This window comes from Lentzea alba (genome assembly GCF_047445655.1).
Lineage (GTDB): Bacteria > Actinomycetota > Actinomycetes > Mycobacteriales > Pseudonocardiaceae > Lentzea > Lentzea alba_A.
Map to the genome: position 1 here is coordinate 22,612 of NZ_JAJAEG010000058.1, position 11,251 is coordinate 33,862.

Here is an 11,251-nt window from a genome sequence, read left to right on the forward strand (position 1 = left end):
CTCAGCGCGATGTGCGCTGAGGGCCATTTTCATAGCTTGTATTCATGACGAATGCACAGCTTGCGAGCATCCAGTGGGGCCTTTTCCTGTCGGTCGTCTTCCTGCTGCCGCAGCTGTTGTTCCGTCAGCTGACGTGGCGCGGCGCGACCATCACTGTTTACGCGAGCATGCTGTTCGCAGCGACGTTCCTGCCGATGCAGACCGTGCCGCCGCGTCAGGCCGTGCAGCTGGTGCCGTTCCAGTGGATCGCCGACACCTTCCGCGACGGGCAGATCGCGTTCGACCAGATGACTTTGAACGTGCTGCTGTTCGTGCCGCTCGGCGCGATGCTGATGTTCTGGGGCAGGCGCACGGTCGGGCAGGCCGCGTTGATCGGGTACGGCGTCTCACTGCTCATCGAGGGCTCGCAGCTGTTGTGGGCCAACCGGATCTTCGACGTCGACGACCTGATCACCAACACCACCGGTACCGCGCTCGGGTGGCTCGGCGCGCTGGCCGCCGTGAAGGTCTACGCCCGCGTGAAGACCGTGGCCGTGCCCCAGCGTTCACTCGCCAGCGTGAGGTAACGGGCGGGGCGGCACGGGCCGCTCGATCATGGCGGCCATGAAGTTCGCCGAGGCGTTCAGCATCCTGGTCGCCGTCGTCGGCCCGCCGAAGATCCTGCTGGCGTTCCTGGTCGACACCCAGGGCGCCGACTCCCGGACGCGCTGGCGGGTCGCGTTGACCTCCACGGCCATCGCGCTCGGCGTCGGGCTGTTCGTCGTGGCGGCCGGGCGGGTGCTGCTCACGTTGTTCCACATCAACAGCGGGGCGTTGACGCTGGCCAGCGGCGTGATCCTGTTCGTGCACGCGCTGGACCTGGTGCTCGGCCGCAAGCAGGAGCCCACCCACGACGAGACCGGCGGCACGCACGAGCTCGCGACCTCGTACTACGCGAACCCCGTGGCGCTGGCATATCTCTTCCTGCTGGCCGAGGAGAGCACGGTGCCGTCGACGTTGATCCTCGGCGGAGCGTTCGTCGCGGTGGTCGCGCTGGACCTGGCCTCGATCGCGGTGCTCGGCATCCTGCTGCGCTGGGTGAAGATGACCTACGCGTGGGTGCTGGTGCGGGTGCTCGGCGTGCTGCTGGCGGCACTCGGCGTCGACCTGATCCTGCAGGGACTGGCCGCGTTGCGCTTCATCGAGCTCGAGGTCAGCTAGTCCGCCAGCCCAGCTCGCCCGCCGTGTTGACCTCGGGGAAGCAGTGCCCGACCGCGCTGCGCGTCTCCAGTGCCGTCGCGACCTGGTCGAACATCTCCAGGATCGACGTCCACTCCGGCTTGACCATCTCGTTGCGCTCCTGGTCCCACTCGACCACGCAGCCGCGCAGCACGCCGGGGCGCAGGTCCACCGCGAGCACGTCGCCCGTGCCGTCGAACGCGATCGGCAGCCACTCGGGGTGGAAGCCGGCGGTCGGCGAACCCGCCTCGGAGGCGTCCGCGGGCTTGCTCGTGTGGGTCTCCCTGAGCACGAACGCGCGATCGGCGCCCATCGGCGTGTAGAAGGGCGGCAGGATCTCGGCGTAGAGGCCTTCCTCGGTGCCGCCGTAGACGCTCCACCACATCTGCAGGTCGATCGGAACCCGAAGCTCCGGCAGCGCGTCATACCTCGGCCGCAGCACGGCACGGGTGGCCGGAGCGTGCTCCGCCAGCCATGCCAGGATCCGGTTCCAGTGCTCGATCACACCCACGGTTCCATGATCTTGGCGGAACGTCGGGCGAGGTACCGCCCATCGGGGCAGGATCAAGGCGAACAGGTCACTACTGGGGGAAGAAGCTTTCAGATGGCGGAACAGGGTCTCAAGGTCGACCTCGACGCCTTGACCGGATACGCGTCGGCCGCGAACGGTCTGGCGAGCGAGGTGGGCGCGGTCGGCACGGGCACGTTGAACGGCACGACCTCGTTGCCGGGCGACTGCTTCGGCAAGATCGGCAACGAGGTGGGCCTCAACGCCGCGTTCCAGACCGCCGCCCAAGCCCAGATGGATGCTCTGAAGGCCGCGTCGTCGGGCTTGGCAGGCCTGGGAAACGCCGTCGTGAAGGCCCGTGACGCCTACATCGCTCAGGAAGAGGCGCACAAGGCGTCGCTGGACAAGGCGGCGCGCGCATGAGCGTCGAGGGGCTGCTGAGCGGGTTCATCGCGCCCATGAAGGAAGACCTCGCCAAGCTGGACGGTGACACCGGCGGCGCCACGCGGGCCGGCGACGCCTTCGGCCGTGCGCAGACCGCGTTGACCGACCTGAGCGGACGGCACTCGTCGGCCTCGACCGCGGTGCTGAACACGTGGTCCGGCGACAAGGCGAACACGTTCACCGGCCGCGTCGCCGCCTTCACGTCGGCCGCGAACATGTTGTCCACCAACGCTTCCGCTATCAAGACCGCGGCCTCCACCGGTGTCTCCGCAGTGACCGGCGGGCGCACCGCGATCCAGGGCCTGATCGACGAGTTCGTCTCGAAGGCCACGCCGAAGCTGGCCGCCGCCGTGACGTTGTCGATGGTGGCCGGTCCGGGTGTCGTGCTCGCCGCGCTGGCCGACCTGGCCGGGCTGGCTTCCGGTTACCAGGGCAAGACTTCCGCCGAACTGCAGAAGGTGCGCGACCAGCTCTCGCAGCTCGTCGGTCAGCTGAACGGACTGCAGAAGCCCGACGCCGGCGCGTTGGCGAAGCTCGGCGAACCGCTGGGCGGCGATGACGGCACCACGTCCGTTGCCGGAGCCACAGACACCAAGAAGCAGGAGTCGACCGGGACGGGTTCCGGCTCCGGTTCGGGATCTGGCTCGGGCGGAGGAGGTGGCGGCTCGGGCGGCGGTGGTGGCGGTGGCTCAGGTGGCGGTGGCGGTGGTTCCGGCCCTCGCCTCCCGGTCGCGATTCCGCCGCAGCCCGGCACCGGTGTCGGCGTGAACCTGCCCGACGGCAGCAGCGCCGAGGCTCCGAACGAGACAGCGGCAAAGGCGGTCCGGAACGCGTTGTCGGCACTGGGCACGCCGTACGTGTGGGGTGGCGCGAACCCGCCGCAGGGCACGGACTGCTCGGGGTTGACGCAGTGGGCGTACAAGAACGCCGGGTTCGACATCCCGCGACCGGCCTCGTCCCAGGCGATGGGCGCCTCGGTGCCGCCGGACCAACTGCTGCCGGGCGACCTCGTCGTGTGGGACGGGCACGTGGCGATGGTGATCGGCAACGGTCAGATGGTCGAGGCCGGCGACCCCGTGCAGGTCGGCAAGATCCGCACGACGAACAGCGGGATGTCGTTCTACGGCTTCTACCGCCCGACGGGCTGACCGGATCACCGGGGCGCGTACATGATCACGGCCACCCCGGCCAGGCAGATCAGCGCGCCCAGCACGTCGTAGCGGTCCGGCCGAAAGCCGTCGACGACCATGCCCCAGGCGAGTGAGCCGGCCACGAACACGCCACCGTAGGCAGCGAGTATCCGGCCGAAGTTGGCGTCGGGTTGCAGGGTCGCGACGAAGCCGTAGACGCCCAGCGCGATGACGCCACCACCGATCCACAGCCAGCCGCGATGTTCCCGCACGCCCTGCCAGACGAGCCAGGCGCCGCCGATTTCCATGAGGGCCGCGAGTCCGAACAGCACGACCGAACGCAGGATCATGCGGCACACTGTGTCGCAGTAGGGGGTGATCAGGTGGACGACGACGTCGAGCGCGCCGCACGGAAGGTGCGCGATGTCGAGCAGGCCGTGTCGCAGCACGTCACGCGCAGCGGTCCCATCACGGGCCGTGCGTCCTCACCGGACGGTGCGGTGACGGTGGTGGCGACGCCGGCGGGTCCGCCGCAGGAGATCACGGTGAGCGCCGCGGCACTCAGGATGGGGCCGCAAGGGCTGGCCGCCGAGATCATGCGCATCGCGGAGAAGGCGCGGCGCAGCGCCTCGACCCGGCTGCACCAGTCGCTGGAGCGGGTCGTCGACCCGCGGGAGCTGACGGAGCTGGGGATCGTTCCCGGTCAGGACGAGGACGAGTACGGGTGGCGGCGGTGAACGAAGAGCGGATGCAGGCCACCGAGCGGCTGCAACGCGACCTCAAGGCCGTGGCCGCCACGGTCGAGCACCCGAACGGGCTGTGCACCGTCACGGCGTCGGCGACGGGCGAGCTCAAGGCCGTGCACCTGCACCCCGCGCTGCTGAACCAGGGTCCGCAGGCGGTCGGGCAGGTCGTCACGGAGACCGCGCGGCTCGCGACGAACGCGGCCGTGCAGACGAGCTTCAACAAGATGGCATTGGCACTGGGTGACGGCGTGGCGATCGACGTGGAGTCGATTGCCGGAGACTCCCCCTTCCGGTCGACCTGGAACCCGGTCGTACCCCCGAAATCCGCAGCTCCGGAGGCACCAGCGGAGCGGCGGCCGCGGACACCCCTCGTCGAGGACCCCGACGAGGACGCGTACTTCGAGAACCCCTTTGGGCGCCGGTGATCAGCACCGTTAGGCTCGCCCACGGCATCAGGCAGGCGTGACCGGGAGGTCAGGATGGCGCAGGACATCGTCCCCATCGAGCTGGGGCTGACGCAGGGTGACGTCGTCACGCTGTGGGCACCCCGTTGGCGAGAGAAGGGCGAGGAGTGGGAGGCGTTCCTCGGCGACGAGGAGGACCTGTTCGTCTTCCCCGACGCCGCGCACCTCGCCGCCTTCGTGCGCACCGCCGAAGAGCACGACCTCACCGATCACCCTGCGTGGCCGGTCGTGCCTTCGCTGGGCGTCGCGGACCTCTCGCCGGACGACAACCACCAGTTCGACCTCGTCGGCGTGCCCGAGCTGATCGCCGAGGACCCGGACACCTGGACGATCGGTGAGCTGGCCGACGTCATCGCCATCGTGCGTGCCCTCGCAGACGTCTGCGACCTGGAGAAGGTCCACGAGGTCCTCGACTCGGCGGAGGGCTTCTCGCTGCTGCCGCAGGGCACGCTGCCGTTCAGCGGCCGTGACGGCGCGAAGCTGTGGGACGAGATGTCCGAGATCGTCTCCGAGAAGTGGGACGAGGTCCTCGACGCGATCGACAGCGTGGTGAACACGCCGGAGGTCCCGGAGAAGGAGCTGGCCGTCGCGCAGGAGGAGCTCGCCGCGCTGGAGGCCCAGACCGCGGCCGCCGCAGCCGACTCCGACGACGAGGACTCCGACGAGGAGAAGGCCGAGCCCACCGGCTTCTGGGCGGACGCGGGCATCGACCCCATCAAGATCATCACGTCCGCCGGCGAGTTCTACACGCTGCGCTGCTACCTGGGCGACGACCCGGTGTTCCTCGGCCGCCGCGGCAAGATCGAGGTCTTCTCCTCGGCCCGCGCCCTCAGCCGTTTCGTGGCGGAGAACGACGAACACGACCTCGCGAACGTCGAGACGTGGAACGACGTCAAGGTCAAGGCCACCGCCGGCGAGCTCGAGGTCGACGTGGACGACGAGAACGTCTACGTGCTGACCGGCATCGCCGAGGACATGGAGGAGGGCCCCGACTCCCTCGACCCGCAGCAGCTCGACCTCGCCGTCGAACTGTTCGAGGACGCGGCCGAGTGGGCAGAGGACGAGTCCGTGAAGGAGGCGCTGGCGCCGTCCGAGTCGCTGGGCTGGCTCGTGTCCTTCGTGGTCGCGCCGGACCCGACGCGCCTCGCGCCGTCCGCCCCGTACGACGCCGAGGTGGCCGCGTTCCGCGCCCTCCAGGCTGCTTTCGAGGACCGCCTCAACTCCAACTGAGTGCGGTAGACGCGAAAAGGGCCACCCCGCGCCGGGGTGGCCCTTTTGCATTGGCGCCTAACGGACTCGGTAGCTCACCGCGGCGAACGGGAAGTTGCCCTGGTGCAGGCTGCCGAGGACGTAGTAGGTGTCGCCGGAGCGGCCGGGCAGACCCGTCTTGCAGTCGGCGTTGAAGAAGACCTCGATGTCGGCGGACGAGATGTTGATCCCGGACCGCACGGGCGCGACGTTCACGCACTCGCCGTTCGCGAGGTCGACCGGCGACTTCGAGCCGGACAGGTTGCTACCGCTGTAGAACGCGGCGTTCTCACCCGAGGCGCTCGCGGGCAGCGCGAACGCCATCGAGGCGAGAACAGCGAGTCCGCCGGCAATCAGAGCAGGGCGCATTTGACCACTCTTTCTGGGACGAAACCGTTGGGGTGACGGCAAATCCCAGATTGCCAGCGGCACCTGTCGGCCAGCTGTCGTTGACCGGTCAACCGGTGCCGGAACCAGAACCGGTTGCAGCAGCCTGTATGATACAGGTTTATGACAGGCTCTCGATCGCAGCGTCTTGCCGCTGAGCTGAGGGAACGCATCACGCTCGGCGACTACGGTCCGGCGGGGGCCATCGAGAGCGAGGCGGAGCTCGGCCGGCGGTACGAGGTCAGTCGCGTGACCGTGCGCCGCGCGCTGGAGCTTCTGCGCAACGAGGGGCTGCTGGCGTCACGAAAGGGTGCCGGCTGGTACGTGGCTTCGTTCGCGCAGCCACTCGCGCTCGGGACGTTCCAGCACGCGCAGTCCGCGGTCGCCGAAGCCGGTGTCTCGCTGGTGCGGACCGTTCTCGAATACGGCTACCGCGAGGCGCCCTCCAGTGTCGCTTTGACGCTCGGCACCGGCGAGATGCTTCGCGTCCGGTCGCTGCGCCGCACCGGCTCGTCGCCGCTGGACGTCGTGACCGAGTGGGTGCCGTTGGCCTTGGCAGCGCCGGTCAGTCGTGCCGACGCCGAGTCTCCCGGAACCTGGGAAACGTTGCGGCGCAACGGAAACCAGATCGCCGTGGTGCGGCAGAGCATCGCCGCCGTGGCCGCGGGTGACGTCGGCCCGTTGCTCGGCGTCGCGGTAGGCACACCCGTGTTGTTGGTGCGGCGCATCGCGTTGGATGCCGCCGAGCACCCGATCGCCCTGTCCGAGCACCACTACCTGGGCCACCGGTTCCAGCTGGAGGTCGAGTTCCGCGGCTGGCCCGGCGCGGAACCACCTGGGGTAGCACCGATCCGTTCGGAGGACTGAGAATGCGCGTGCTCGTCACCGGTGCGGCCGGGTTCATCGGCTCGCACTTCACCCGCTACTGGCTGCGCGAACACCCGTTGGACGAGGTGATCGCTCTCGACGCGCTGACCTACCGCGGCACGCGCGCGAACCTGCCTGGCGACGTGGAGTTCGTGCACGCGGACATCGCCGAGGCCGACGTCGAGGGCGTCGACGTCGTGGTGAACTTCGCCGCCGAGTCGCACAACAGCCTCGCCGTGCTGGATCCCGGCCTGTTCTTCCGCACGAACGTCCTGGGTACCCAGGCACTGCTGGAGTCGTGCCGTCGCGCCGGCGTGCGACGGTTTCACCACGTGTCGACGTGCGAGGTCTACGGAGACCTTGCGCTGGACGCGGTCGACGCGTTTCACGAAGAGTCGCCGTACCGCCCGCGCACGCCCTACAACGCGTCGAAAGCGGGCGCGGATCATGCCGTGCGCTCGTACTTCGAGACGTTCGACCTGCCGGTCACGATCACCAACTGCGCCAACAACTACGGGCCCCGTCAGTTCCCGGAGAACGTGCTTCCGCTGTTCACGACCCTTGCGCTGGACGGAAAGCAGCTGCCGATCTACGCGGCCCGCGACAACCGGCGCGAGTGGATTCACGTGCTGGACCACTGCCGGGCGATCGACGCGGTGCTGCGGGACGGCGAGATCGGCCGGACCTACCACGTGGGCACGGGCGTCGAGGCGAGCGTCGACCAGATAGCGGACCTCGTCCTCGACGAACTGGGGCTGCCGCAGTCGCGGAAGTCGATCGTGGCGGACCGGCCGGGGCACGACCGGCGCTACCTGCTGGACTCTCGCGCGATCGGCCGCGAGCTCGGCTGGCGCCCGGAGATCGGCTTCGAGGCCGGTGTCCGGGACACCATCCGCTGGTACGCGGCCAATCGCGCGTGGTGGGAACCGTTGCGCGCGCTCAGCCCGATCGACGAGAGCGCGTGGGCTACGCGGTGAGCGCCGCGTAGCCCGGCTTGATCAGCTCGTTGATGATCGCGAGCCGCTCGTCGAACCCGATGAACGCCGACTTCATGGCGTTGATCGTGAACCACTGCAGGTCCGCCCAGCCGTAGCCGAAGGTCTCGACCAGCGCGGCGAACTCGCTCGACAGCGAGCAGTCGCTCATCAGGCGGTTGTCGGTGTTGACGGTGACGCGGAACCGCAGCTTGGCGAGCAGGCCGATCGGGTGGTCGGCGATGGTGGCGGCGGCGCCGGTCTGCAGGTTCGAGGTCGGGCACATCTCCAGCGGGATGCGCCGGTCGCGCACGTACGCGGCCAGGCGTCCCAGCTGGACGGTGCCGTCGCCGGAGACCTTGATGTCGTCGACGATGCGGACACCGTGGCCGAGGCGCTCGGCGCCGCAGTGCTGGATCGCCTCCCAGATGGACGGAAGGCCGAACGCCTCACCGGCGTGGATGGTGAAGTGGGCGTTCTGCTGGCGCAGGTACTCGAACGTGTCGAGGCCCCTGGTGGGAGGGAAGCCGGCCTCGGGGCCCGCGATGTCGAAGCCGACGACACCGAGGTCGCGGTAGCGGACAGCGAGCTCGGCGATGCGCAGCCAGCCCTCGTTCTGGCGCATGGCGCACAGCAACGTGCCGATGCGGATCTTGCGGCCGGTCGCGGCGACCCGCTGCTCACCGACGCGGAAGCCCTCCTGGACGGCCTCGATGACCTGCTCCAGCGAGAGACCCTTCTCGGTGTTCAGCTCGGGGGCGTAGCGGATCTCGGCGTAGACGACTCCGTCGGCCGCGAGGTCCTCGACGGCCTCGGCGGCGACGCGGATGAGCGCGGCCTCGTCCTGCATGACGCCGCAGGTGTGAGCGAAGCCCTCCAGGTAGCGGACAAGAGACCCGGAGTTGGCGTTGTCGCGGAACCAGCCGCCCAGGACGCCCGCGTCTGTGGTGGGCAGGCCCTGGTAGCCGGAGGCATCGGCGAGTTCGATCACCGTCTGCGGGCGGAGGCCACCGTCGAGGTGGTCGTGCAGCAGCACCTTCGGCGCGCTGCGGATGGTCTCCAAGGAAAGCGGCGTGGACATTGCTACACGTTACTTCAGTCGACACGCCGCTTCAGCGCTGGCCAAAATGATCTTGTCGCCGATATGATCATTTGTCGGTTCACGGATGTTGCCGATCCGTGATCAGCAACTTTCTGCAACCACATCGAGGCTTGAGTCACCCCAAGGTAGGAACATCACCGGTCGCAATCGGACGCATCCGGCCGGTAACTTGGCATTCAGCGCAACCAGGTAGCCTGATCGGGTCAGTCGCCCGTCCGCACCCGGCCGTTTTCTGGCGGGGGTGGTACAGACACGTCCCGTGACGCGGATAGGCTCCCGTGGTCTCCCCCTCCCCTGGACGAAGGCACTCAGCCGTGACAGAGAACAACAACTCCACGATGTCCTTCGATCGGATGCGCAACATGCTCACGCGCGCCGCGGAGATCCGTGAGAGCGAGCAGCAGCAGATCTTCGACGCGCTGGACGAGATCCACGCCCGAATGTCGCCTCTGGAGTCGCTGGGTTCGGTTCGCAAGCGCCTGTCGGAGCTGCCGGACCGCACCGAGGTCAGCGTGCTCGCGGAGCGGCTGGACGAAGCCCTCGCCAAGCTGGAGGCCCAGGACAACGCCGTAGCCGACATCGGCCGCGCGGTGGACGCCCTGGTGGACAAGCTGGCCAAGCCCTTCGCCCAGCTGGACGGCCGCCTCGACGGCGTCGCCGGCCGCTTCGAGGGCGTCGCGGGCCGCATGGACGGCCTTGAGGACAAGCTCGCGAGCATCCACAAGCGCATCGACGACCTCGACGGCCACCTGGACAAGCAGGACGGCAAGGTGGACGCGATCCCGGGCGCCGTCACCAACCCGCTCCGCGAGCGCATCGAGGCCCTGGAAGCCGCCCTCCGCGGCCGCCTCGACGAGGTCGACGAGGGCGTGCACGAGCACCTCGACGGCACCCGCGAGGCCCTGCAGAAGATCCTCGCCGAGTCCTTCTCCGCCGTCCACGGCCGCGCCGACGAGTCCCGCGACTCCCTGGCAGCAGCCCGCGCCGAACTGATCGCCGCAATCGCCGACAGCCGTGGGGAGCTGGCCGGCGCGATCAACGACAGCCGCGAGAAGCTCGTGTCGACCGTCACCGACCGCCACAACCAGCTCTCCGGCGCCCTCGCCGAAACCCGCACCGAACTCTCCGGCGCGGTGGCCCAGACCCGAGGCGAACTGGCCGGCGTCGTGGCGGAGACCCGCGACTCCCTGGCCGGTTCGCTGGCCGAGACCCGCTCCGAGCTCGCCTCGGCCGTCACCGACACCCGCACGACCGTCGAAGGCAAGCTGGACGAGGCCCGCACCGCCCTGTACGCGGCAATCGAACAGTCCCGCGACCAGGTGGACGCAGCCGACCGCCTCGAGGCCCTCGCCGGCCGCCTGGAGCAGGTCACCTCCCAGCTCGACAACATGACCACCCGCCTCGACAAGGTCGAAGACGGCTTCGCGGCCCGAATCACCGAACTCGGCGGCTCGGTGGACGCCAGCCTGTCCAAGGTCGCCGAAACCGTCGGCGCCCGCCCGGACACCGACGCCCTGCAGTCCCTGGTCCGCAAGTCGAACCAGGAATCCGAACTGCGAATCGGCGGCCAGCTGGACGAGGCAATGGCAACCTTCGCCGAACTGATCCTCGGCGGCGGCTCCCCCACGCCTCCCCCACCGCCCACCGCCCTGCCGCGCCCGCAGCGCCGCACCCGCAAGAACGGCCCGAAGCCGGCCAACGGCGGCAAGGACATGGACGACGACGACTTGGCGGCCGAGGGCGCCTGATTCGCCCAGCCAGACCGCTTGGTTCGTTTCGACGGCCCCCGGAGCACGCGCTCCGGGGGCCGTTTCGCACCCCGGCAACGCACAAAGAGGCAAGGTTGCGGTAGTAAGCAGCGTTTCGCCACCTCGCGCGCACGCTTCCGCAGGGGTCCCTTGAATTCCGGCTCCCCCGCGACCCAACGTATCGACGAGGTCTGACACTGCCGCGAAGCCGAAGGCAAGCCGTCCCTCCCGAACGCGCCGAGTGAGCCAGCCGCTCTTGTGCGATGCCGAAGGCGAGCCGCTCTTCCCGTACGGGACCACCCCACCACCGCAACCAAACAACGCAACAGCAAGCCGCCCAACGCAACAGGCGTGCCATCAACCCGCCCACGGCGCTGGCCGGTCTTTGATCAGATTGGCGGGGTCCGGGGCGGAG

14 protein-coding genes are annotated in these 11,251 nt (G+C 69.1%); 10 read left to right on the forward strand and 4 right to left on the reverse strand.

Features of this window, described 5'->3' with window-relative positions:
• The first annotated feature begins 44 nt into the window (after positions 1-44).
• Positions 45-566 (forward strand): VanZ family protein, encoded by a 522-nt coding sequence (locus LFM09_RS48010; RefSeq protein WP_414103346.1) that lies wholly within the window; start codon positions 45-47, stop codon positions 564-566.
• Between the two features lie 37 nt (positions 567-603).
• Complete coding sequence (locus LFM09_RS48015) at positions 604-1,200, forward strand: MarC family protein (RefSeq protein WP_414103347.1); 597 nt, start codon at positions 604-606, stop codon at positions 1,198-1,200.
• Here LFM09_RS48015 and LFM09_RS48020 read toward each other — a convergent pair.
• A complete protein-coding gene (locus LFM09_RS48020) occupies positions 1,193-1,729 on the reverse strand; it encodes an SMI1/KNR4 family protein (protein ID WP_414103348.1) in 537 nt (178 codons plus the stop codon). The two genes, LFM09_RS48015 and LFM09_RS48020, sit on opposite strands and share 8 nt — an antisense overlap.
• Positions 1,730-1,822: 93 nt before the next feature.
• Between LFM09_RS48020 and LFM09_RS48025 the strand changes: the two genes are divergently transcribed.
• Together LFM09_RS48025 and LFM09_RS48030 are read left to right on the forward strand one after the other, a co-directional pair.
• Positions 1,823-2,149, forward strand: a complete 327-nt coding sequence (locus LFM09_RS48025; protein WP_414103349.1) for a hypothetical protein — start codon at positions 1,823-1,825, stop codon at positions 2,147-2,149.
• A complete protein-coding gene (locus LFM09_RS48030; RefSeq protein WP_414103350.1) occupies positions 2,146-3,318 on the forward strand; it encodes a C40 family peptidase in 1,173 nt (390 codons plus the stop codon). Before LFM09_RS48025 ends, LFM09_RS48030 begins: the two co-directional genes overlap by 4 nt.
• 5 nt (positions 3,319-3,323) lie before the next feature.
• Here LFM09_RS48030 and LFM09_RS48035 read toward each other — a convergent pair whose 3' ends face one another.
• Complete coding sequence (locus tag LFM09_RS48035) at positions 3,324-3,650, reverse strand: YnfA family protein (protein WP_414103351.1); 327 nt, start codon at positions 3,648-3,650, stop codon at positions 3,324-3,326.
• Positions 3,651-3,683: 33 nt separating this feature from the next.
• Between LFM09_RS48035 and LFM09_RS48040 the strand changes: the two genes are divergently transcribed.
• The 3 genes from LFM09_RS48040 to LFM09_RS48050 are packed head-to-tail and all read left to right on the forward strand — an operon-like array spanning position 3,684 to position 5,740.
• Positions 3,684-4,037, forward strand: coding sequence for a hypothetical protein (locus LFM09_RS48040; RefSeq protein WP_414103352.1), 354 nt, complete (start codon positions 3,684-3,686; stop codon positions 4,035-4,037).
• Positions 4,034-4,471, forward strand: a complete 438-nt coding sequence (locus LFM09_RS48045; protein WP_414103353.1) for a YbaB/EbfC family nucleoid-associated protein — start codon at positions 4,034-4,036, stop codon at positions 4,469-4,471. The genes LFM09_RS48040 and LFM09_RS48045 overlap by 4 nt, the downstream gene beginning before the upstream one ends.
• A gap of 54 nt (positions 4,472-4,525) precedes the next feature.
• A complete protein-coding gene (locus tag LFM09_RS48050; protein ID WP_414103354.1) occupies positions 4,526-5,740 on the forward strand; it encodes a primosomal protein in 1,215 nt (404 codons plus the stop codon).
• A 57-nt stretch (positions 5,741-5,797) separates the two neighbouring features.
• Here LFM09_RS48050 and LFM09_RS48055 read toward each other — a convergent pair whose 3' ends face one another.
• Positions 5,798-6,127, reverse strand: a complete 330-nt coding sequence (locus LFM09_RS48055; protein ID WP_414103355.1) for a hypothetical protein — start codon at positions 6,125-6,127, stop codon at positions 5,798-5,800.
• 141 nt (positions 6,128-6,268) lie between these two features.
• Between LFM09_RS48055 and LFM09_RS48060 the strand changes: the two genes are divergently transcribed.
• Both LFM09_RS48060 and LFM09_RS48065 read left to right on the forward strand, forming a co-directional pair.
• Complete coding sequence (locus LFM09_RS48060) at positions 6,269-7,012, forward strand: GntR family transcriptional regulator (protein ID WP_414103356.1); 744 nt, start codon at positions 6,269-6,271, stop codon at positions 7,010-7,012.
• A gap of 2 nt (positions 7,013-7,014) precedes the next feature.
• Positions 7,015-7,989, forward strand: coding sequence for a dTDP-glucose 4,6-dehydratase (locus LFM09_RS48065; RefSeq protein ID WP_414103357.1), 975 nt, complete (start codon positions 7,015-7,017; stop codon positions 7,987-7,989).
• Here the strand turns inward: LFM09_RS48065 and LFM09_RS48070 are convergent.
• On the reverse strand, positions 7,979-9,067 hold the full coding sequence (locus LFM09_RS48070) for an adenosine deaminase (protein ID WP_414103358.1): 1,089 nt from the start codon (positions 9,065-9,067) through the stop codon (positions 7,979-7,981). The two genes, LFM09_RS48065 and LFM09_RS48070, sit on opposite strands and share 11 nt — an antisense overlap.
• A 335-nt stretch (positions 9,068-9,402) precedes the next feature.
• Here LFM09_RS48070 and LFM09_RS48075 point away from each other — a divergent pair, with 335 nt between their 5' ends.
• The gene (locus LFM09_RS48075) at positions 9,403-10,836 is read left to right on the forward strand and encodes a hypothetical protein (RefSeq protein ID WP_414103359.1); all 1,434 of its coding nucleotides are present in this window, start codon (positions 9,403-9,405) and stop codon (positions 10,834-10,836) included.
• Positions 10,837-11,251: the final 415 nt, after the last annotated feature.